This is a genomic window from Paenibacillus sp. FSL R5-0473 (assembly GCF_038004565.1).
GTDB lineage: Bacteria > Bacillota > Bacilli > Paenibacillales > Paenibacillaceae > Paenibacillus > Paenibacillus amylolyticus.
Window position 1 is genome coordinate 6,048,233 of the sequence record NZ_JBBORL010000001.1, and the last position, 23,207, is coordinate 6,071,439.

Annotated in this window: 14 protein-coding genes; 12 read left to right on the plus strand and 2 right to left on the minus strand. The window is 48.0% G+C overall.

Annotated elements, in window-relative coordinates; all coding sequences use genetic code 11:
* The first annotated feature begins 74 nt into the window (after nucleotides 1-74).
* The 6 genes from nikA to MKY28_RS26685 all read left to right on the plus strand — a co-directional run bounded on the left by nikA (nucleotide 75) and on the right by MKY28_RS26685 (nucleotide 7,072).
* The gene (nikA, locus tag MKY28_RS26660; protein WP_340937437.1) at nucleotides 75-1,625 is read left to right on the plus strand and encodes a nickel ABC transporter substrate-binding protein; all 1,551 of its coding nucleotides are present in this window, start codon (nucleotides 75-77) and stop codon (nucleotides 1,623-1,625) included.
* A complete protein-coding gene (gene nikB / locus MKY28_RS26665) occupies nucleotides 1,625-2,572 on the plus strand; it encodes a nickel ABC transporter permease (protein WP_062836581.1) in 948 nt (315 codons plus the stop codon). The genes nikA and nikB overlap by 1 nt, the downstream gene beginning before the upstream one ends.
* Complete coding sequence (gene nikC / locus MKY28_RS26670; protein WP_340937438.1) at nucleotides 2,569-3,423, plus strand: nickel transporter permease; 855 nt, start codon at nucleotides 2,569-2,571, stop codon at nucleotides 3,421-3,423. The genes nikB and nikC overlap by 4 nt, the downstream gene beginning before the upstream one ends.
* Nucleotides 3,420-4,220 carry an ABC transporter ATP-binding protein gene (locus tag MKY28_RS26675; RefSeq protein WP_340937439.1) on the plus strand — a complete coding sequence of 267 codons (801 nt, stop codon included), beginning with the start codon at nucleotides 3,420-3,422 and terminating at the stop codon, nucleotides 4,218-4,220. The genes nikC and MKY28_RS26675 overlap by 4 nt, the downstream gene beginning before the upstream one ends.
* Nucleotides 4,217-5,188, plus strand: a complete 972-nt coding sequence (locus tag MKY28_RS26680) for an ABC transporter ATP-binding protein (protein WP_340937440.1) — start codon at nucleotides 4,217-4,219, stop codon at nucleotides 5,186-5,188. Before MKY28_RS26675 ends, MKY28_RS26680 begins: the two co-directional genes overlap by 4 nt.
* A gap of 378 nt (nucleotides 5,189-5,566) precedes the next feature.
* Complete coding sequence (locus tag MKY28_RS26685; protein ID WP_340937441.1) at nucleotides 5,567-7,072, plus strand: malate:quinone oxidoreductase; 1,506 nt, start codon at nucleotides 5,567-5,569, stop codon at nucleotides 7,070-7,072.
* Between the two features lie 245 nt (nucleotides 7,073-7,317).
* Here the strand turns inward: MKY28_RS26685 and MKY28_RS26690 are convergent, their stop codons facing one another.
* Nucleotides 7,318-10,407 (minus strand): hybrid sensor histidine kinase/response regulator, encoded by a 3,090-nt coding sequence (locus MKY28_RS26690; RefSeq protein WP_340937442.1) that lies wholly within the window; start codon nucleotides 10,405-10,407, stop codon nucleotides 7,318-7,320.
* A 177-nt stretch (nucleotides 10,408-10,584) separates the two neighbouring features.
* Between MKY28_RS26690 and MKY28_RS26695 the strand changes: the two genes are divergently transcribed.
* From MKY28_RS26695 to MKY28_RS26720, 6 genes are all read left to right on the plus strand, one after another.
* Nucleotides 10,585-11,721: a response regulator gene (locus tag MKY28_RS26695; protein WP_340937444.1), complete on the plus strand. Its 1,137-nt coding sequence runs from the start codon at nucleotides 10,585-10,587 to the stop codon at nucleotides 11,719-11,721.
* A gap of 177 nt (nucleotides 11,722-11,898) precedes the next feature.
* Nucleotides 11,899-15,918: an S-layer homology domain-containing protein gene (locus MKY28_RS26700; RefSeq protein WP_340937446.1), complete on the plus strand. Its 4,020-nt coding sequence runs from the start codon at nucleotides 11,899-11,901 to the stop codon at nucleotides 15,916-15,918.
* Nucleotides 15,919-16,257: 339 nt separating this feature from the next.
* Nucleotides 16,258-18,366 carry a TerD family protein gene (locus tag MKY28_RS26705; RefSeq protein ID WP_340937447.1) on the plus strand — a complete coding sequence of 703 codons (2,109 nt, stop codon included), beginning with the start codon at nucleotides 16,258-16,260 and terminating at the stop codon, nucleotides 18,364-18,366.
* 169 nt (nucleotides 18,367-18,535) lie between these two features.
* A complete protein-coding gene (locus MKY28_RS26710; protein WP_340937448.1) occupies nucleotides 18,536-19,408 on the plus strand; it encodes an AraC family transcriptional regulator in 873 nt (290 codons plus the stop codon).
* Between the two features lie 352 nt (nucleotides 19,409-19,760).
* On the plus strand, nucleotides 19,761-21,386 hold the full coding sequence (locus MKY28_RS26715) for a rhamnogalacturonan lyase B N-terminal domain-containing protein (protein WP_340937449.1): 1,626 nt from the start codon (nucleotides 19,761-19,763) through the stop codon (nucleotides 21,384-21,386).
* Nucleotides 21,387-21,600: 214 nt separating this feature from the next.
* On the plus strand, nucleotides 21,601-22,551 hold the full coding sequence (locus MKY28_RS26720; RefSeq protein ID WP_340937450.1) for an SMI1/KNR4 family protein: 951 nt from the start codon (nucleotides 21,601-21,603) through the stop codon (nucleotides 22,549-22,551).
* 138 nt (nucleotides 22,552-22,689) lie between these two features.
* On the opposite strand, the gene MKY28_RS26725 is transcribed toward MKY28_RS26720, so the two are convergent.
* A complete protein-coding gene (locus MKY28_RS26725; protein WP_036671799.1) occupies nucleotides 22,690-23,187 on the minus strand; it encodes a DinB family protein in 498 nt (165 codons plus the stop codon).
* Between the last annotated feature and the right edge of the window lie 20 nt (nucleotides 23,188-23,207).

Here is a 23,207-nt window from a genome sequence, read left to right on the forward strand (position 1 = left end):
ACGTAATCATTACGATATGATAATACTCATTGTTTAGATCATAATGATTACGATTAAGAGAGAGGGGCATTACCTTGAATAAAAAGACGCCACTGCTAGCGCTGGTTTCCTTGGCCTTGAGCGCTGGACTGTTGAGCGCCTGCGGATCATCTGAGTCCAGTCCCGCTGCGCAGCCATCCACCGATAATAAAAATGTTCACTTCCTATATAACTTCTCCACCAGTTCGCTAGATCCGCATGTGGATTCCAGCTATGTGCCGCTGCGCGCGGGCATTACGGAAACGCTGGTTCGTCTCGATGAAGAGAATCTGACAGTTGCTCCATGGCTCGCCGAGAGCTGGGAGAGCGAGGACGGTCAGCATTGGACGATTGACCTGCGAGATGATGTGACCTTCCAGAACGGCAAGCCAATGACGGGTGAATCCGTTAAGGCATCCCTTGAGCGTGCACTGGAAGAGAATGTAGCGATCCAGAACGCGCTGAAGATTGATACGATTGAAGCCGAGGGCGACAAATTGGAGATTACCACAACTCAGCCGTTCCCGGAGTTCGCTTCGGAACTGGTGAACCCCAACACGGCGATTATCGACGTGAGTGAACCGGACATTGTGAACAAGCCCATTGGTACGGGCCCGTTCAAACTGACCTCTTTTACCCCAGGCAGCAAGCTGCAACTGGATCGCTATGATGAATACTGGGACGGAGCATCGCCTCTGGATTCCATCACGTTCTCATTCAATGAAGATGCCAATGCCCGCACACTAGCGCTCAAATCTGGGCAGGTAGATATCGTATACCGTCCGGAAGTCGAAAGCCTCGAATCGCTCAAAGCGCTGGACGGCATGAAGGTTGAGTCCACATCGACATTCCGCGTGCATCAGCTAACGATGAACATGCAGCGGGAGAGTATGAAGGACCTCAATGTTCGTCGTGCGCTGGACGCGCTGATTGACCGTCAGGGTATCGTGGACACGATCCTGCTCGGCTATGGCGAAGCAGCCATTGGGCCGTTCCTGCCATCGCTGCCATTCGCACCAACCTATACGGATACAGCAACGGAATCCGGAGCTGATGTCGCTGTAAACTATCTCCAAGAAGCGGGATATACACTGCAAAACGGCGTGATGACCAAGGACGGCAAACCATTACAGCTGACGCTGCTGACATATTCCGCCCGTGCTGATCTGCCACTGATTGCTCAAGTGTTCCAATCTGATGCGAAGAAGATCGGTATCGACGTCCAGATCCGTCAGATCGACACACCGGAAGATTACATGGCGTCCAACCGCGACTGGGATATTGCAACGTACAGTAATTTGACGGCCCCGCGTGGCGATGCTGGATATTACCTGAATGCAACGTACCATCCGAAGGGTGCTCTTAACTTCAGTGGATCGGAAGATCCAGAACTGACCAAGATCATCGACGAACTGAATCTCACAGTTGCACCGGAGAAGCGCGCAGAGCTTGCCGAGAAGGCAGCCAACTACGTGCATGACAACGTGTTGAATTCATTCGTGCTGCATCCAGGTACGATCGTTGCCTATAATGGCAAGAAGATCAAGAATTGGGTTACCACTCGCAGTGAATATTACATGATTACCAATAAGCTGGATGTGATGTAATGTTTCGCATTTTGCTTCGGAAGTTCCTTGAGGTATTTATCTTTCTGTTGTTCATTATGTTTGTAAGTTTCCTGTTCATTCGTCTGGCTCCTGGTGATCCCGTGCTGACGATCCTGAATGTGGACGAACTGTCTGTTAGTCAGGAACAGGTGGAAGCTGTGCGCGAGGAAATGGGCTTCAATGATTCGCTTCCTGTCCAGTTCGGCAACTGGTTACTCGATTTCGTTCGTCTCGACTTCGGTGTATCGTATTCAACAGGCCAGCCAGTTATGCAGACCCTGATGCGTGCGCTACCTGCTACGGCTGAACTGACGATTGGCGCACTGCTGGTCATGCTCGTTATAGCTATCCCGCTCGGCTCGCTGTCAGCGCTCCATCGTGGCAGTTGGATTGACCGCGGTAGCCGGATGCTCTCCATTGTGGGTGCGGCGGTGCCAAGCTTCTGGCTGGGTCTAATCCTAATCGATATGTTCGGCGTACGCTTTGGCAATCTGCCGACCATGGGCCGGGATGGATTTACTTCACTTATTCTGCCATCTCTGACGCTGGGACTTGCCATCTCCAGCGTTTATGTGCGACTTTTGCGTTCCAGCCTATTGGATTCTCTTAGCCAGGAGTTCGTTCGCTCTGCCCGGGCAAGAGGGTTATCCGAAGGCCGGATCTTCATGCTTCACGCGTTTCGGCACAGTCTGCCGCCTGTCATTACGGTATTCGGTGTCAGTCTCGGTAGCCTGATTGGTGGAGTTGTTGTAATTGAAGTGTTGTTCGCTTATCCGGGTATTGGCAAGCTTGTCGTTGACGCCATCCGCCAGCGTGATTATCCACTGATTCAGGGTTACATTCTGATCATGGCTATCGTGGTATTCCTCGTGAATACGGCGGTTGATCTATCTTATCGTTATTTGAATCCTGAAATGAAACTGAAGGAAAAGGAGGCCCACCGATGAAAACCATACCCCTGCCCATTCCACCTACAAAATCTAAAAAACATAGCTGGCAGGCGATCATTGGTCTGCTGTTTGCACTGCTGGTCATCGCGGCCTCCTTGTATGCCTTTTTAGTTCTGAAACATGATCATACCTTAACGGATCTGCGCGGACGATTGCAGGGCGCAAGCGCTCTCCATCCGTTCGGTACCGACCATTTGGGCCGCGATGTACTGACACGTCTGCTGCTTGGCGGCGGTCAAACATTGGGTTATAGCCTGTTGGCACTCGGTGCTGCATTGCTGATTGGTATCCCGTTTGGCTTGATTGCGGGTTACAAACGTGGCTGGGTCGATAAGCTGTTCATGCGCATCGCTGATGCTTTTCTCGCTTTCCCTGATACCATCGTGGCGATTGTGCTAAGTGGCTTGCTCGGCGCGGGAATCGGCAATCTGGTATTGGCGATTGTGATCGTAAAGTGGGTCAGCTATGCCCGTCTAGTTCGAAGTACGGTTTTATCTGAGTCACAAAAGGATTACATTCGAATTGCCCGTACCAACGGACTTTCGGACGGTCGTATCATGAGAAAACATCTGCTTCCACATATCGCAGGCCATGTGCTTGTGCTGGCCAGTCTTGATCTGGGTAAAATCATTCTACTCATCTCATCATTGTCTTACATTGGCCTTGGCGCACAGCCGCCAACACCTGAATGGGGTGCGATGCTGAACGACTCACGGCCTTATTTCCAGTCTCGGCCGGAGCTGATGATCTATCCGGGTCTTGCTATTGTCTCGGTAGTGCTGCTCGCCAACATGCTGGGCGACTATCTAAGAGACCGGTTTGACGTGAAGAAGGAGGTACAGCCATGATTCTCTCCATTGAGGAACTGAGTATCTCCAGTCGGGATCGTACGATTGTAGATCAAGTCTCTCTGGCTGTTCGCGAAGGTGAATTCATGGCATTGGTTGGACAGAGTGGTAGTGGCAAAAGCTTACTCTCACAAGCGATTGGTCGTCTGCTGCCGCCCAACCTGAATGCGTCGGGGCGAGTCATGTTCGAAGGCAGCAACCTGCTTGAACGGAAGCCAAAGGAGATGCGCGCCCTGCGGGGAAGCCGCATCTCGTATATTTTTCAAGACTATCAGGGAGCATTTACGCCCTTTCGCAGCATTGGTGGGCACTTTGATGAATACCAGAAGGTACATGGGGAAAAGTCTTCTGCTATCCGCAAGAAACGAGCGGAGGAAGCGCTGGAATCGGTTGGCCTTGGCGCTGAATTGCTGCGCCGCTACCCGTTCCAGTTGAGCGGTGGACAGCTTCAGCGGACATCAATCGCCACATCGCTGATGCTGTCTCCTCGTCTGCTAATTGCTGACGAAGCAACAACGGCACTGGACAGTGTTTCTGGGCATCGCGTGTTGGAACTGCTGGCACGCAAACAAGCGGAGACGGGATGTGCCATTTTGTTTATCACGCATGATTGGCGCCATGTACGTCGCTATGCCAACCGCTTGGCTGTCATGAAGGAAGGCCAGATCGTCGAATCTGGGGGGAAGCATCGCATTCTCGATCATCCCCAGCATGAATATACGCGCCAGCTGATTGCTGCGGCTCCCGTCCTGAGTCGCTCGCTGAAGTCGGGATTGAAGGAGGCCGGAACGGAATGAAGACAACCGCAAATGATGAACGCCGTGGACTCGTGCAGTCCGAAGAAGAATCTGGTGTGCGAAGCCACGATTTTGCTAAAGACTTAAACCATACAGACACAGACAGTACAGTCATAACTACTACCGAAACAGATCATGCAGATACAGATACTGATATAGATACCGCTGTAGCAGAGACTGCTTCACCGCTCAGCATCTCCGGCGACCCTGTGCTTCACGTGGAACATCTCAGCCGAACGTATGCAGGTGCAGACCGACCGGCGGTGAACGATATTTCCTTCACCCTGAACCACGGCGAATGCCTTGGCCTGGTTGGTGAGAGCGGGTGCGGCAAGAGTACGCTCGCCCGCTGTCTGCTACGGATTGAAGATGCAGATACAGGCTCGATTACACTGGGTGGACAGGATATTGCACGGCTGAGCGGCCGACGATTGCGACCTCATCGCCGGAAGATTCAGATTGTTTTCCAGAATCCAATGGCTGCACTAAACCCGAAGCTCAAGATTGCTGATTCGCTGATTGATCCGTACGAACAACTTGGACGGAACGCCGAGCTGTCCCACTTTACCTACACATCGAAGGAGGCTTACGTCCAAAAGCTGCTTGAAGCGGTGGAGCTTCCTAGCGATTTGGCTGGACGTTACCCCCATGAGCTAAGTGGTGGACAGCGTCAACGCGTCACGATTGCACGTGCTATTGGCATTGAACCAGACGTTGTCGTTCTGGATGAACCGACGGCCAGCCTGGACGTGATCTCGCAAGGAGCAGTTTTGCAGTTGCTCACCGATCTCCGCACATCACTTGGTCTTTCATACGTGTTTATCTCGCATGATCTGGCTGCTGTACATCGCATGAGCCAGCGCATCATCGTTATGCGGGAAGGCCAGATCGTTGACCGCTTTGGCGCAGAAGCGTTGTTCGCTGAAGAACGCCATCCGTACACGAAAGAGTTAATTTCGATCTTCTGAGTACTCCCGGAGACGCCGGGGGTGGTAATCGTTAATTTATATATGAAGCCGCCTTACGAAGAGATTCGAGAGCGGCTTTTAGTGCATCCATTTGATCACCAAAGTTCCCCTAAAACCGGGTTCCTTTCTTTGTTTTGAACAAATATATCTTTCAGGCCTATAACCGGGCTAACGTTCCGATGTAAACTAGCGTATACTGATGGAATAGCAAATATCTTGAAATTGCATATTTAAATTGCTCTATATTATTGATACACTAGATCAAGGTTATAATCATTCAGAGAAGGTGCGATCCCGTTCAAGAATGGGCTTGCTGCAAATGCCAAATCGATAACGCTTACATCCTTTTGGCAAATATAGGATATAAGGACGGTAGACATGAGCCAGGGACAAACGAGTACAGATGTTATCTTGATTGGTGCCGGAATTATGAGTGCAACTTTGGGAACTTTGCTAAAAGAATTGGCACCAGACTGGAATATTAAGGTTTTCGAAAAGCTAGCCACTGCAGGAGAGGAAAGCTCCAACGAATGGAATAATGCCGGAACCGGGCATGCTGCATTGTGCGAACTTAACTATACCGTTGAACGACCAGACGGAACCGTAGATATTAGCAAAGCGATTAAAGTGAATGAACAATTTCAGATCTCAAAGCAATTTTGGTCCTATCTCGTCAATAGCCGTCTGATTCGTAATCCGCGGGACTTCATCATGCCGATTCCTCATTTGAGTTATGTACATGGAGAGAGCAATGTCCAGTTTTTGAAAAGACGTTATGACTCCTTGTCGAATCACCCGCTGTTCGCAGGCATGGAATTCTCGGATGACAAGAAAGAGCTGGCGAAATGGATGCCGCTGATGATGAAAGATCGTACCAGTAATGAACCTGTTGCAGCGACCAAAATTGACTCCGGTACGGACGTTAACTTTGGTGCTTTAACGCGTATGCTGATCAAACATTTGAAGGAACAACACGTGGGCATCCACTACCAACATAGCGTGAAGAATATGAAACGCACCAGCGATGGACAATGGGAACTGTCCGTGAAAAATCTGAAGAGTGGTTCAGTCGAACGCCATAAGGCAAAATTCGTCTTTATCGGCGCGGGCGGCGGAAGTCTGCATTTGCTCCAGAAAACGGGCATTCCGGAAGGTAAACATATCGGTGGATTCCCGGTCAGTGGGATCTTTATGGTGTGCAAAAATCAAAAAGTCGTGGAACAGCATCATGCCAAAGTATATGGCAAGGCTTCGGTAGGAGCTCCGCCGATGTCCGTTCCGCATCTGGATACCCGTTTTATCGACAATAAGAAGTCGCTGTTATTCGGACCGTTTGCCGGGTTCTCGCCGAAGTTCCTGAAGACGGGTTCCAATGCCGACTTAATTACGTCTGTTAAGATGCACAATCTGCTTACGATGCTCGCGGCAGGTGTCAAAGAAATTTCTTTGACCAAATATCTGATCCAGCAACTGATGTTATCTAAAGAACAACGCATGGCTGAATTGCGTGACTTTGTTCCGGGTGCCAAGAGCGAGGATTGGGATATGGTTCTGGCGGGGCAGCGTGTCCAGGTGATCAAGGATACCGTCCAGGGTGGCAAGGGTACGCTCCAATTTGGTACAGAAGTGGTCACGTCTGCAGATGGAACGATTGCGGCTTTGTTAGGTGCATCACCGGGTGCATCCACTGCCGTTCAGGTCATGCTTGAGATTCTTCAGCGGTGCTTCCCGCAGCATATGGAGGCATGGGAGCCAAAGATCAAGGAAATGATTCCTTCCTACGGCATATCCCTTGTGGAGAACTTGGATCTCCTCAAAGAGGTTCATTCTTCAACAGCCAAGGCGCTGGGGTTATCGGATGAAAAACATGTCATGCACGTATAACGTTTAGCTTATCGTGTTAGATCATAATGAAGTCATAGAAAAGAGAGCTAAGCCGGGTCGAAACCTGTGCTTAGCTCTCTTTTGGTTTATTTGGTATATCAGAACCTGAACTTGAACTCGAGCCTGGGTTTGGAATTGAACTTGAACATGTCCGCTATCCTCGCGTTCCCCGTAGACCTTACACAAAGCAAACGGATATGGATCGTACAATATGCCGCTGTAGAGTCATAGAACGATCTTATCGCTCAGGCTCTTGTGCTGCGGTCCAAAGGGATGACAAAGGAAACTTTCGTGCCTTGACCCGGCGAGCTGACGATGGTCAAACCTTGTCCGTACATCTGGGTCAACCGGCGATGTGTATTGGTTAATCCAATGCCTCCAGTTCCGCCTGGACCTTTCTTGGGCCACGCCAGTGCCCGTTCGATCTGCTCGGGCTGCATCCCCACACCGTCATCCTCGATTTCAATCAAGGTGGACGCTGTTTGGTTGATGATTCGGATATGGACGGTTCCACCCTCAACTTTGCTGAGAATACCATGTCGAACAGCATTCTCAATGAGCGGTTGAATGGTGAGTGGCGGCAGGGATAGATCAAGATCATCGGGAATATCCCAGATGACGTTCAACCGATGCATGAACCGTTCTTTCTCAATGTAGAGATAGGCGCGGGAGAGATCCAACTCATGAGTGACCTCAACCATTTTCTCCGAATTAACAAAATGAAAACTGGTCTGAAGGTACTCGATAAAAGCATCGCCCAGTTTCTGCATTCGCTCCGTGTCCATCTCACTAAGAACCATGATTGAATTGAGCGTATTAAAAAGAAAATGGGGCTGAATCTGTGCTTGTAAGTAAGCAGCCTCCATGCGCAGTCGCTCATCTATAGATTGTTTCAGTACGATCAGAGACCCGATGCGATGCCTTAATTCAACGGCATCCACGGGCTTGGTGACATAGTCCGTAGCACCGGCCATGAATCCGGCGTATACATCCGCTGGCTCGTTACGGGCTGTCAGCAACAGGATGGGAAGCTCGGATACCGAATAACGCTTGCGTACGTTCTCGGTCAGTTCATAACCGGACATATGAGGCATCATGACATCGGCAATCAGTAAGTCCCAAGGCTCCTTATCCAATAATTCAAGTGCCTCAAGCGCCGAGGCCGCGGGTTGAATATGATACGGTTCATTCGCAAGCATGGAGATCAGTACTCGCAGGTTTACAGGATCATCATCGACGGCAAGAATTCTTGCGGCAGTCTTATCTTGAGAGACGGTCTGCTGCTGCGGCTCTGCAATCGCAATTTCATCGAAGCTGTGAGCGTCCCATTGCTGTTCAGTCTGGTCCGATAGCGATGCGGTGTCTTCCCGTGGAAGTGAGATCTGGAAGGTCGATCCTTGCCCAGGTACGGATTGCACGGTGAGTTGGCCGCCATGGAGTTCTGTGAGCTGCCTGCTGATATTGAGACCGAGGCCGATTCCTCCGCTTAAACGGGCCTCTGGGGTCCCTTGTTCATACGCCTCGAATATTCGCTGTTGTATCTCCTCACTCATACCAACACCTGTATCTGAAACTTGAATCAAGACGTACTCTCCATGTTCCCGAACGGACACGGTAATGGTACCCTCATCGGTAAATTTGAGTGCATTATGCAACAGGTTGTAGAGCACCTGAACAAGTCTTCTCTCATCGGCTTGAATCAACGGCAGTGAATCTGGAATATCCACCTGCATATGGATGGGCTTGCCCTCTGCCATGAATCGGAACATACCGATCACGCCTGGAATGACCGAGGCAAGAGATAAAGGTTTCTTCTGAAGCGTAATACGTTTTTCCTTCAAACGAATAACATCCAGGAGGTCATCCACCAGTTGGGACATGCGTCGGCCGATGGTAACTAACAGCTTCATGTCTTCTGCCTGCTGCCCACCTGATTTACGCCGTTCACGGACCGCGATGCTCTCGGCGATATTGATGATCCCGTGCAGCGGTGTACGCAATTCATGAGCCGTATTCACAAGAAACTGATCCTTTTGGCGATCCTCTTCTTTGAGCTGTTCGTACAGCTTCTCGATCTCACTTGAATTGCGGAAGTATTTTCTGAACCAATAGGCGGAGAAGCCAAACATGGCCGCAATCACATCGATCGGATAATACACGTTGGTAATTTCGCTATGTGAGTTCACAATTCCCCATAACACGCTTGATAGGCTGCTAGTAGCCGCAAAGAGCAAAAAGCTTGCATCCCTTCGTTTCTCGGCTGCCATTCGGAAGAATAGGTACACAGACCAGCCGATGGCAAACAGATAAAGGAAATCAGAGAGCCCAATCTCAAGTACATGATAGATCAGGGTCACTGGTGCGACTAGCAAAAATAAACAGTAAACGCCAAGCACGCTGGCATAGATGCGGAACAGTTTACGCCATTGTAGACTATGGGAGAAACTTTTAGCCATTTGTAAAAGAAAGAATGCGAACAACGGATAGGATAACGCTTTGGCCTTAACGATCCAAGTGAAGTTGAGTGGAATCCAACTTAATAACAGATTGTCATGGTCGGAAGCGACCGTTAGGGCAGCTACCAGCGTTAGCATCGAGAACGTCAGAAGAGCTCGTTCCTTTCGGATAAATAGAAACATGACAAAAGCGTATAGGCTGTGCAAAAGCAGTATAGCGAATGTAATCTTTTGCAAGTCAATGGATAGTCCTCGTTCACTTCCAATGGCTTCTGGAGAACCAAAATAGAGAGAGCGTGTGATCCCTCCGCTATAAGGATCGTCAAAATTGGCTGTCTGCACCAAAAGATTGAGTTCGGTAGAACCGTCAAGCACATAGGAAGTTGTAAATGCAGTCCTTTCTGGTCGATAGGCTTCGGCATGAGTGGCAGGTTGGCCGAATTCGGCAACAATGGTCCCGTTCATCTCGATAATCGATGATGTCTGGATTTTCTGAGCCCAGAGAGAGACTTCCTCCACAGATGGATCTAAAAGTATGCGAAGATGGTATGTCCCATATCCAAACGACGATGAGGATTGTGGTAATGCATCACGCCAGTCACCGGGAACTTGAATCGGTGTGGATGGGTTATCCGCTATTTTCGCGTCACGATTAGAGATTAACGTCTGGGGATAAAACTCCCATTCTCCATCCAGGGATATGGGTGAAGTGTTGGCGAGGTCCCAGCCTCGAAGGTCTAACAAGCCTTCAATGGGTTCAGGATGTGCGGGTATAGTGAAAGTCTCGGACCATATCCAGCGAAAGCCAAGCAAAATAGTCAGGAATAGAATCGACAGCACTACATAACGGGGTATCTTTTTATAGGTTATTGGTTTCATGGCAGACTTTAGTTTTCGACAGTTTACTTCAAATTCCTGCATGCCCTCTGCCAAAGATGAACATTTTTTTGAATACCGGAACATAGATTCTATATTTAAATGATAGCGGTCCCACGTCAGGATTTATGGTAAAATTATAGATTAAAGGGTGATCAGTGAGCCAGAGGAGTTGTGCATATGAGAGTGATTTTGGTAGATGATGAATATCTCGCTCTGAGCAGGTTGAACAAACTGTTGCAAGAGAGAGAGGATTGCGAAGTTATCGGCTCTTTTCTGACGGCACAGGAAGCCATAGATCAGATCGAAATTCATCTGCCGGAAATCGTCTTCATGGACGTTCAAATGCCGGGGATGAACGGGATCGAGGCGACCGAACGTATCCATGAGGTTTCTCCTGGAACAGAAGTTATTTTCACAACCGCATATAACGAACATGCACTGACGGCCTATGGGCTTGAAGTGCTGGACTATATTATGAAGCCTGTAACGCGTGACCGTTTGGAAAAAACGATGAAGATGTATCAACGCCGAACGGTGTCAGCAAGTCTGAATATAACAGAAGGGCCATCCATGTTGATCCGTTGTCTGGGGATGCTCCAAGTCCAAGTGCACCCCAATGAGCCACCAAAACATATGAAGTTCAGAACAACCAAGATTAGAGAGTTATTCGCCTATTTGCTCCACCATCGGAACAAACCGATTAAGCGGGATACACTACTTGAATTGTTGTGGCCAGAGTTGGATGAGCGGAGAGGTATATCCAATCTGCACAGTGGGATCCATCGCTTACGCAGCATGATGAACGAACTCATGGGTGAGGATAAGATGTCCATTCGCTATCAACAGTTTGGTTATCTATTGGAAACGGGTGAATTCAGGATTGACGCGGAAGAATGGGAGAGCCGTCTTAACCGATTGCCTCTATTATCTTCGTCTACAATAGCTGAACATCGACAGACCTCAGATCAATATGAAGGCAAATATTATGGTGAGGACGATTACGTATGGGCTGAGCTGGAGCGTCAGCGCTTGCATGCACTATGGCGAAATCATGCCATGCAACTTGCACAATATTACATTGATCTAGGACAGAATACGGAAGCACTCACGTTATATTACCGGGTACAGCAATTCGAGCCATCATTGGAGGAAGTCGGACTGGCCTTAATGAAGACCTACGATCGATTGGGTAATAAAGATCCTGTGGTCGCTCAATATAATCAGTTGGTTATCGCTTTAGAACAAGAGGCAGGTATACGTCCTGGCCTGGAAGTTGAGTTATGGTACCAACAATGGAAAAATTCGAATAGTTAATTGGAAATATACAGCCTTGCAGCTTCATTTGCAAGGCTGTTTTTTGTTGTATTTGCTAGTGAAAGGTTTGGTAAGAGTTTGGTAAGGGGCTATGTGTAGAATAAGCAAGATGAGGGTAGATATGATGTTTTGAGTCAGTAAGCAGTCCAAAAATAACATATTAAGTAGGAGGAAACTATGTACACAGCAAAAATCCGGAAGAAACCATGGCAAAGAATGTCCATGCTGGTTCTTTCCTTTATTCTGGCGATTGGAACGTTGCCAATGAGTTTGGCTCAAGCGGAGTCGACTAACCAGACTCCTGTTGGTCCGGGCGGAGTTGGATCCCCTTCACTATGGCTACGACCAGAGCGGGTAAGCGGAGTTGCCAGCGGCGAAAAGGTGAGTATCTGGGAAGATCAAGGCAGTAAAATAAACAATGCAACCCAAAGTACGGAAGCTAATCAACCGACCTATTGGGATGATAAGAGTCATAATATCAATTTCAATCCGGTATTGGAATATAACGGCACGAGTAGTTTTATGAATCTGGATGTAAGTAAGCTTCCTCAAGGGAAGAGCCCCAGATCGATCATTACCGTTAGCAAAACCAATAAAACGGGAGGCCTCAATTATATTATTTCATGGGGAGTACAAACACCGAATGCTTATACGGGTATGGGGATGCTTCAGAATAATACAAGGGGCGGCTTGACGACATTTAACAGTGATAGGAACCAAACATTATACACCCCTGAAGGATTCTTGGGCACGACTTTCCCGAACGAGCAATTTGTTACTTGGACAGGCGGAGATACTGGTATAAACCAAGCTAGATTGTACAGTAAAATGAAGCAGGTACAGCAACTAAATGACTGGGGAAAAGATAATGTTAAGCTATGGGATACTGGTAACTCTGGCGGAGCAGTAGTCGGTAAGCTGATCCCAGCAGCTACGGGCATTGAACATTGGCAGGGTACGATTGAAGAAATTATCGTATTTGACCATGCTCTTACGGACGCAGAACGCCAAAAAGTCAGCACATATCTGGCGATCAAATATGGCTACACGATGGATCAGACGACAGCAAATTCATATGTCGATTCAAACATGGCTACGATCTGGGATGCCCAGGAGAACGCAGTCTATACCCATCGCATTACAAGCATCGGTCGAGATGATCAGAGCGGATTGATGCAGAAACAAGCCAAAGCGCAGGAACTGGGATCTACGTTGACGATTGCATTGGGCAACAGTGTTGAGGATACCAATTCTGCAAATAAAAATGAATTCTTAAAGGATTCTTCTTTCTTTACGTTTGGTGACAATGGAGCAAGTACTGAATTCAAAACACCAATTACGAAAGATGGGAAAAAACTACTTGGGATGGAGCGTGTCTTCAAGGTACAGAAAGCAAATTGGACTGAATCACAGATTACACTTCAGGTAGACGAAACGGGAGGTAACCCGGCGTTGCCTCGGTATGTTGTGATCAGCGATGATACTCAATTTGGTAATCCAAACTCATTACATTTAATTGAGAATGGCCAATTAACCCTGAATACCTCTAGTTTTGGTCCGAACTCATACTTTACCATTGCAACTGCTGCTACTCCTTTGACGGTACCGGACGTCACACTGACCGACGATGAGTTGACATGGGAAGCAGTTGCGCATGCAGATAAATATGAAGTAACAATCGAACTGGAAGACGGCAGGAAGCGGACGGTGGAAGTAACCGGAATGGCGCTTAACCTGTCGCAATTGGTACCATCGCTAGAAGTTGGCACCTACAAAGTGACAGTAACAGCGAAGACGAACAATCCAGCCTATTCAGATTCAGAAGAGTCGAATTCGAAAAGTTATGTTGTTGCTATTGATAAGTCGAAGTTGAAAGCTAAAGCCGATGAGATTAACGGTAAGATCGAAACAGGCGAACTGGACGAAGAGGAGTACACACCAGAAACATGGCAAACGCTGCAAGAAGCGTTAGGAGTTGCTGAATCCGTGTTCGACGACGAGAATGCAACACCGGAACAAGTAGAAAAGGCTTATCAGGATTTGGTGGATGCCCGGAAGGGGCTTACCAAAAAGCCTGGTACTGGTGTCGACACGTCAGTGCTGAAAAATGAACATGATAGAATAAAGGGTGAGAATCTAACCGAAACGGAATATACAGTAGAGAGCTGGGAAGCACTCAAAGATGCGATGAATGAAGCAGAGCGAGTGTTGAATGAACCGGCAGCGACTCAAGCGCAGGTAGATAAGGCACTTCAGGATCTGACTGATGCAAGAATGGGCTTAATCCCTACAACATCTGTACCTGTTGTAGATAAATCAGCTTTGCAAGCGAAAGTAACTGAAATTACAGGTGAAAGCCTGGGAGAATCAGCTTACACGCCAGCGAGCTGGGAAGCACTCAAAGTTGCGATGAATGAAGCAGAGCGAGTGTTGAATGATTTGACAGCGAATCAAGCGCAGGTAGATAAGGCACTTCAGGATCTGACTAACGCTAGAACGGGACTTACCAAAGTAATTGGTACAGATGAATCTACGTTGCAGACGCTGGTCCCTTCCGTGGGAAGCTTGTCCCCGGCCTTTGATCCGGCTAAAGACACGTACACCATCTCTGTTCCGAATAGCGTATATCAATTTCAGTTAACGCCAACGGCACTTGATCCACTTGCGAAGATTGAAATAGCTGTTGGAGATGGAGAATGGAACGAGGTTTCAAGTGGCAGTGTAAGTGAGAATCTACCGCTTCAAGTCGGTGGGAATAAGATCGTTGTTAGAGTAACCGATTCACTTGGAAATGTTACGGCGTATAAAATCAACGTGACTAGAGCATCCAGTGACAATGGTGGAGGCAACAATGGCGGCGGTGGAAATACGGGAGGTAACGGCGGAAGTACACCAGCACCTACACCTACACCTGCGCCAGTACCAACGCCAACTCCGGCACCCGTGAAGGATAATTTGGAAACAACTCGGGATGGTAACCATCAACCATTTGCTACATTCAAACCATCTGACAACAAAGAAACATTGGTTCAAGTTGATCCAGCCAAGATGAATGTTGCCATGTCACAAGGCACAGGACAGCAGTTTGCCATTCATTCACCGAATGATGGGGATATGAAGGTGGACGGTTTAACCCTCGAAACACTGAAACAATTGGTGGATCAAGGTTCCAAACTAAACATTAGCAATCCGCTGGCAATCTATCCGGTACCTGGCGGTAAAATGGACGTGAATGGTGTGTCCAGACAGCTTGGTAATGCAGCGTTGAATGATATTGATGTCCATGTTGATATCGCACGTTCCTCGGATGCTTTGATTGACAGCGCCGAGACAAGAGCCGCATCCCAAGGATACGAGCTACTTGTCACACCGGTTGATCTGGATCTGACGTTTACGAAAGATGGACAGACCGTGCGATCCGGCCAGCTGAACGGTTATGCACCGAAGTATATTGCACTTCCGGAAGGTATCGATCCGAACCGGATTACTACAGGCGTAATCATTAATCCGGACGGTAGCATCTTCCATGTACCAACGGTTGTCACTAAGATCAGTAGTCGTTACTACGCACTCATTAATGACTTGCGTAGCAGCGGAAGTTACTCGGTTATCTGGAACCCGCAGGATTTTGAAGATGCCAGATCCCATTGGGGCAAAACCGATGTGAACAACATCGCTGCGAGATTAGATCTGCAAGGTAACGGAGATAACACATTCTCACCGAACCGTCAGGTTACTCGTTCTGAGTTTGCCGAGATTGTTGTGCTTGGACTGGGCTTAATGCGTCAGGATGCACCACAGAATCTATTCCCTGACGTTAACGATTCCGCATGGTTCCGCTCTGCGGTAGCCCTTGCAAATGAATTCGGTATCGTTCGTGGTTACGATAATGGGAACTTCAACGGTAATCAGGAGATCACACGTGAGCAAGGATTTGCTATGGTTGCTCGTGCCTACCGTCTGATTGAGCCGGAAGCGGCAATTAGCCCGGATCAGATGAACTCTGAACTGGGACGTTACAGTGATGCAACGGATGTATCGAATTGGGCCAAAGAAGATGTAGCCCAGTTGATTGCAGCGGGGATCATCCAAGGTAATGGGCCGGAGGTGCTGAGTCCGAAGACCACGATGACTCGTGCCGAGGTCACTGCATTGATTGCAAGAATGTTGAAAGTAACAAACTTGATTGATCAATAAACACAATTTAAAATGAAAAGCCTTTGCTGACATTGGGGGTCGGCAAAGGCTTTTTTTTATTTTTATTAAATTCTTAAATTCATGTCGTAATACTTTCGCCCTGTTGGCAGATCGTGGAATCTGAGATGATGGGTTCACCAGAGGTTCGGGCGACAAACTTTGAACTGCTGGCCTTCAGGCTATTGCGATCCTTCCTTCTACAATCATTGGAGATCATAGGGTCGCAGCTCTCCTGAAGATTTTATTTCAGAGAGGAGGCGTCCAGGCTATCACATTCCTTCCTTCTAACCCTAACCTTTCACGTTATATAGGGATGTGGCTTTCCTGGACTCTTTTATCATGAACAATACAATCTATTTGCGCAGAGCAAACAAACTTATTATCGAATCAAACGAAGGGAAGCAACAGTTGCCTAAGACACACCTGGCGACTGCCCTTAAAAATATCGAAGCACTCGGATACACCTTCTCGGATGAGTTAATGCAGGCGATGCGGCAGCTGTCCAAGGAACAATTTGAAACAGTGTATCATCAACTCGTGGCTGATCTAAGAGTCATGGTCGGCGCACATGTGAAGTACACACCGATGTATGCAGGATTCCCAATGCAGGTGATGCAAGCAGATGAGGCCGAGTTATATCTCAATGCGATTATTCATTATCTGACCAACCTGACTGTGGTCTGTCCGGATCAACCATCGGTGGAGAGAACGCCTTTGCTGGAGAAGACGGACTTGAAAGTCATTGGTTTGGGAAACCAGCAAGAATTCCAGACACTCATTCGTCAGATCATTGAAGCAAAAGGTTCCATCTCGGAAACAGACAAGGCGGATATCGACACGGTATTGGAGCATGCAGACCCGGAAGACGTGGATGCGCTATTACCCGCTGAGATTCCGTTCAAAGAAAATGTGGGCTTTGTGGTTGCCTCGCTGTTGAAGCATGAAAAAGCAAACATCGACCGGATCGGTCCGTATTTCAAAACGGCAAGTGATGTCCTGCGTCTGGCTGTTGCCTGGTCCAATGGTGATGTTAGCCTCGCTGCGGCTTCTCCCTTCCGGAAATTCAAACGCCGCGAGAGACGCCTTTTGCTCGGATTATTGGAGCAGTGTAGCTCCATTACGGAGGATATGCTGCGATATAAGGATCGCTGGATTCGCCTTGGCGAAATTCTGCATCCTTCGGAATATAAGCTTCGGTATCGGCGATGCGAAGAAGCCTTTGATATTTTGCGTAATAATAAGCCTTATTCGACCTTCAACGGAAGTGTGGAGCTTGCCTTCCAATATCGGAATGTATGGAGTCTGATCGATCTGTTGTCACAGCGTCCAGGTGAATTCGCGAGAAGACTGGATCACTTGCTACGGATGACCGAAGATGAAGCGTATGTACTGCTGGCATTTAGTGAGGTACTGGAGCAAGTATCTACCCCGGTGTTATTGCAGGTAAGACAGCATTTTGCTCGGCGTAATGAACCGCAGGATTTGCGTGTCTTTTTCCCGAAAGGCAATGTAGCCAAAGCTTTTGCTGTTCCGAATGAGCTGCCAGAGATCGATGAAGCCACGTGTCAGAATGTCGTGCAATTGTGCGAACAGGCATTGGTAGAGCGCTTCGCTGCCCTTGCCCCGCTTGGAAAGACTTATGTCGATCCGCAGCTTCATGATTATCTGGTACCCTTTTCCCAGAGATCGGCGAGCAAGGCTCTGCATACTATCGTTCGTGGAAGCCGTGTGCCGATGGCAGAGGGTGATACCATTCGTTTCTTCAACTGGTGGAAAGAGGGGGACGTGGATGGAAAGTCTACAGGGCGCGTGGACATTGACTTGTCTGCGGTGATGTACGATAAGGACTGGAACTATGTGGAGCATATTTCCTATACGAATCTGCGATCCTCTAACTATAAGGCTGTCCATAGCGGAGATATCGTGACTGCACCTAACGGAGCAAGTGAGTTTATTGATCTGCATATTCCATCCATCGTGGCTTATGGTGGGCGATATGTGGTGGCGACACTGCTATCGTTTACCAGTCATCCGTATTGTGATCTGCCGGAATGTTTTGTAGGGTGGATGATGCGGAAGAAGCCGGGGTCTGGCGAGATTTTCGAACCGTCTACCGTAGCGAACAAAATCGATATTACCGCGGATACGCAGATTGCGATCCCTGTCATTATGGACCTGGTTGAACGTACCGTCATCTGGACAGACCTGGCGCTGACCAGATATCCGGACTACTACAATAACGTAGAGGGGAATCAGAAAGGTATCGTGCTGATGGGTAAAGCACTAACGAATTTACGCAAACCCGATCTGCATGACTTGTTCATGCTCCATGCCAAAGCTAGAGGAGAGCTGGTGGATACAATAGATCAAGCGGATACAATCTATTCGGTCGATCAAGGTATTACACCCTATGATATCGAGCAGATTATGGCGGAGTATCTGGTTTGACCTGTTTGACTTGACTACTGGTGATATGTGAATATCAAGGTTAGAAAAGAGTAGCTGATGCTGCTCTTTTTTTCTGGTTTGGGTGCAAAGAGCCTACAGAATGGTGCAGGTAATGTCGGATGCAAAGAGAATGACTTTGCTAAGCTTAAATTAACGTGGGAGGGATGATATGGATACGCTGAGGCGGTTAAATGAAGCCTTGAATCATATTGAGGAGCATCTGATGGATGTCGTGGACATGAAGGAGATTTCCCGAATTGCCTGCTGCTCGGAGTATCACTTTACACGCATGTTCTCTTTTCTTAGTGGTGTAACACTCTCGGAATATATTCGGCGTCGCCGCTTGACACTTGTAGCCATGGAGTTAAGCCACAGTGACAGCAAAATCATTGATATTGCACTAAAATACGGGTATACATCGCCGGATTCTTTCTCGCGTGCTTTTCAAAGCATGCATGGCACTACGCCCTCCGAAGCGCGAAACCATGGTCCATCCCTTAAAGCCTTCCCACGGATGACATTTCAACTGACCATTCAAGGAGGAAGCGAAATGAACTACCGCATTGAAGATAAAGAGGCGTTTCGAATCGTGGGTATTCGTAAAAGGGTGCCAATCGTATTCAACGGGGTTAATCCGGAGATCGCGGCGATGTACCAGAGCCTTACACCGGAATTGATTGATTCGATCAAGGGGGCATCAAACGTCCAACCTCTGGGCTTAATCAGTGCTTCAGCCCATTTCAGTGAGGGACGGATGGCGGAACAGGGAGAACTGGATCATTACATTGGTGCAGCTACGACAAAAGAGACGCCTGAAGGCCTGGAACAGCTCGAGGTTCCTGCTTCGACGTGGGCTGTATTTACTGTCGTTGGTCCGTTTCCAGCCACGCTTCAGGAGGTGTGGGGCCGGATCTACGCGGAGTGGTTTCCTTCATCGGATTATGAGCTGAGTGAGGGTCCGGAAATGTTATGGAATGAGCACAAGGATGTTACTGTAGAGCAATATAGAAGTGAGATATGGATACCTATTCGGAAGAGATGATACTGTCTCTAGTGTGGTATCTGCGGGCGCAGCTTTTGAAGCTGCGTTTTTTGTTTTCAGAATTTGCTATCGGGTATATGAGCCGTTTTCATTGCAAATTTATGTAATATAATGGTATTATTTTATTTGAATTGTAAGAATACTTGGATGTAGAAGAGTGATTTAAAAAGGGGGTGGCGAGATCAGGTTTACATGAAGTGATGACTCTATTCTATACGCACGCAGACATAAACATTCCATTGATTATGGACGGGCTCACATAGCAGACATATCGATATGAGACGGAAGTGTCAGTTATTATATATTATAATGTAAGCGCTTTATTAAATGGAATCCAAGGAGGGATTTATTCATGACCAAAAGTATAGTGAGAAAGGCGCTTGGTTTATTTTTAATTGTCGTTATGATCGCAACAGTTGTTGTATACCCTGCATCTACCGGACACGCGGCAACCATTAATGTGACCGATAACGGCTCCAGAATTGAAGTAAACACCGGATCAGGATTAGTCTATGTGGTGAACAAAACCAATGGGGATATTATCTCAGCCAAAATGAACGGTACGGAGCTGAACAGCAACAGAGGATCACATATAGGCTCAGGTTTGGGCTCCTCTGCCAATGTGACGTGGAATACCTCTCCTTCAGGATCAACCGTGTTAATCACGGTATCCACAAGCACACTAACTCACTATTATGCTTCACGTGGTGGGGAGAATATCATATACATGGCCACGCATATCACGGCTCAACCTTCTATCGGGGAGCTGCGATACATTTTCCGCGGTAATGGTAGTGTGTTGACAGGTGTTCCGGCGAATTCCAATAATCGAGGTAACACAGGAGCGATTGAAAGTCAGGATGTGTTCGGGTTTGCAAATGGACAGTCGGCCTCCAAATATTATGGTAATGATCAGGCCAAAGATTTATCCGTTCGTGGAGTTACGGGGAATGGCGTCGGTGTATTTATGGCCTACGGCAATCGGGAGAAAAGCTCTGGTGGTCCATTCTTCCGCGACATCCAGTTCCAAAGTGGAACAGAGACGGAAGTATATAACTATATGAACTCGGGACATGCACAGACGGAGAATTGGCGCCTGGGTCTGCATGGGCCGTACGCTTTGATCTTTACAACGGGAGGTACGCCAAGTGTACCCGATTTCAGCTGGATGTCTGGTCTGAATCTGCAGGGTTGGGTATCCAGTCGGGGGAACGTAGTGCTTAATGGCCTCTCCGGGATGGATACGGGTTATGCATACACAATTGGGTTCGCCAATAACAATGCCCAGTATTGGGTGGGGACGTCTTCAAGTGGCGCGGCAGCCAAATACAGCATGATCCCGGGCACGTACACTATGACAGCTTATAAGGGAGAACTAGCCGTATATACGGAAACGGTTAATGTCACGGCAGGGCAAACGACGACTCTGAATACACGTACGATCAACAATGACCCAAGTAAAGCCTCTAACATCTGGCGAATCGGCAACTGGGATGGTACACCACGGGAGTTGCTGAATGGACAGACGATTCCGATCCGTCACCCTTCCGATAGTCGCAACCCAAGCTGGGGACCTGTCACCTATGCTACCGGCAGCGCGACCAATCGATTCCCGGCAATCCAGTTCCGTGGTCAGAATTCTCCAACCACAATAACGTTTAATTTGAATGCATCTCAAGCGGCATCTTCTCATACGCTCAACATCGGTATTACGGCAGCTTACAATAATGGCAGACCGAGTGTAACGGTTAATGGACATGCTTTAACCAATCCTGCTGCATCTTCACAACCCAATTCTCGTAGCTTCACCATTGGTACGTATCGTGGGAACAACACAACCTTTAGCTGGAATGTTCCAGCATCCTACTTCGTGAATGGTTCTAATACCATCACGATTACGCCAATCAGCGGTTCAAGTGACTTGGGTAACTGGTTAAGTGCAGGCTGGGTCTATGATTGTGTTGAATTGCTGAATTGAATGAAGAATGCAATATAGTGGAAGGAATATAGGAGGTAGCCTGCCTGGTTTTCTTAACCAGGTTCAGGTTACCTCTTTTAGCTTTGTCATCGGAAATGAAAAGATATCGCTTCGTGATATCCCTAAGGATCTTGCTTTGCTGGAGATGGTGATCCGGATAGTGGTATAATTTTCAATACGTAATCATGAGTGAATGAACGGGGAGGAAAAGAGAATGAGAGACGATCTGTTGGTTCAATTGCAAGAGTGGCATGAAGAAGATGAATTTCAGGAAATTGTAGATGCAATTCAAGCCATTCCTGTGGAAGAAAGAGATTATGAGCTGGTTAACCATTTGGGACGAGCGCTGAATAACTTGGAACAGTATGAAGAAGCGGTTGAACAATTCCTGACGGTTGCTAAAGAGGGCACAGGTGACCCACTCTGGCATTATCGGATTGGACTGGCTTATTATTATCTGGAGCAATATGCGCATGCGCTGCAGGCGTTTGAAAGAGCGGATGAATTGGACCCTGAGGATGAAGATACGCTGGAGTTTCTGGGATGGATTCGAAGCAAAATGGAGGAGCCGTCCGAATCTGAACCTGAAGTTGAAACGGATCCAGAGGCTGTTGGAGAATTCCATGTACCCGTTGACGTTGTAGCGACCTTTGAAGCGATTCCCAGACCGGAATCCGGCGAATTCTGGAACGATAGTGAGCAGGCACTGGAGCACTATGTGTCCAATCCGCCAAGTGATGGTCTCATTGAGTCTGTGGAGGAGCAATTGGTGTTCCGACTTCCGGCTTCCTACATTGAGATGATGAAGCTACATAACGGTGGTATTCCGTACAATCGTTATTTCCCTGTGGCGAACACAGATACGGGAGCTACGGATTATGTTGAAATTGAAGGTATACTGGGCATTGGCCGTGAGAAGCCTCGCACACTAGCGGGTATTCAAGGCAGCTGGAATTTGATTGAACATGAAGGTTATCCGGAGATTGGTGTGGTCATCGCGGTATCTCCTTCGGAGTCGGGGGTTGTGATGCTCGATTATCGTTCATTCGGTAATGATGGAGAACCAGAGGTCGTTTATGTGAAGAGGGAGAATCCCAAAGAGATCATTCCGCTGGCACCGAACTTTGAGACGTTTATCCAAGGGCTGATGACTCCAGAAGTCTAGTATGAATAATATCATTGTGTTGAAGCGCCTCTATACTAGTGCTAACTAGACAATGTAGAGTATGGTAAAAACAATACAAGCCGCGAGGGAGATACATTCCCTTGCGGCTTGCTTTCATTCTATCGGAATCTTTCCGGTTTACGCCGGATATCCGCCACCTGGAGGCGGCCATGCGCCGTAGAAGCGACGCAGCAGAACAATCTCCCCTAGATGGTACGAGTTATGGGATGCGATATTGCGCAGAAGTCCTGCCTTGGTTTCACCCGGGAAATAGAGTAGTGGATCATCTAATTGTGCAGTTTCTGCAATGGCTACGGCTTGATCAACTCCATCCAAGAATGCCTGAATATCTGCCTTCCACGTCGCTTCGTCCTGTGGACCCTTCTCTTCAGGCCAGCTTTCACTCACGTTAGCAGGGAGCTGTGGCTTGCGTCCTTCCAAGTGTTCGAGCATGAATTGCTGCCAATAATGCATGTGCTTCACCAACTGATAGATCGTATATGGCATGGCATCGTGCGTACGAGCAGCAAGTGTGACATCGATATCGGGTAGAGCACGGGCGATGCGGATATGACCGCGTTCCCCCACTAATGATTTGACAAGGGCTTGCCCAAAGCTTTGATTAACATCTGACATATGGAACCTTCCTCTCTTCC

Excerpts from the sequence above, each read along its gene's own strand:
- nikB (WP_062836581.1), top strand. The coding sequence starts at position 1,625 with ATGTTTCGCATTTTGCTTCGGAAGTTCCTTGAGGTATTTATCTTTCTG.
- nikC (WP_340937438.1), top strand. The coding sequence starts at position 2,569 with ATGAAAACCATACCCCTGCCCATTCCACCTACAAAATCTAAAAAACAT.
- MKY28_RS26675 (WP_340937439.1), top strand. The coding sequence starts at position 3,420 with ATGATTCTCTCCATTGAGGAACTGAGTATCTCCAGTCGGGATCGTACG.
- MKY28_RS26680 (WP_340937440.1), top strand. The coding sequence starts at position 4,217 with ATGAAGACAACCGCAAATGATGAACGCCGTGGACTCGTGCAGTCCGAA.
- MKY28_RS26685 (WP_340937441.1), top strand. The coding sequence starts at position 5,567 with ATGAGCCAGGGACAAACGAGTACAGATGTTATCTTGATTGGTGCCGGA.
- MKY28_RS26690 (WP_340937442.1), bottom strand. The coding sequence starts at position 10,407 with ATGAAACCAATAACCTATAAAAAGATACCCCGTTATGTAGTGCTGTCG.
- MKY28_RS26695 (WP_340937444.1), top strand. The coding sequence starts at position 10,585 with ATGAGAGTGATTTTGGTAGATGATGAATATCTCGCTCTGAGCAGGTTG.
- MKY28_RS26700 (WP_340937446.1), top strand. The coding sequence starts at position 11,899 with ATGTACACAGCAAAAATCCGGAAGAAACCATGGCAAAGAATGTCCATG.
- MKY28_RS26705 (WP_340937447.1), top strand. The coding sequence starts at position 16,258 with ATGAACAATACAATCTATTTGCGCAGAGCAAACAAACTTATTATCGAA.
- MKY28_RS26710 (WP_340937448.1), top strand. The coding sequence starts at position 18,536 with ATGGATACGCTGAGGCGGTTAAATGAAGCCTTGAATCATATTGAGGAG.
- MKY28_RS26715 (WP_340937449.1), top strand. The coding sequence starts at position 19,761 with ATGACCAAAAGTATAGTGAGAAAGGCGCTTGGTTTATTTTTAATTGTC.
- MKY28_RS26720 (WP_340937450.1), top strand. The coding sequence starts at position 21,601 with ATGAGAGACGATCTGTTGGTTCAATTGCAAGAGTGGCATGAAGAAGAT.
- MKY28_RS26725 (WP_036671799.1), bottom strand. The coding sequence starts at position 23,187 with ATGTCAGATGTTAATCAAAGCTTTGGGCAAGCCCTTGTCAAATCATTA.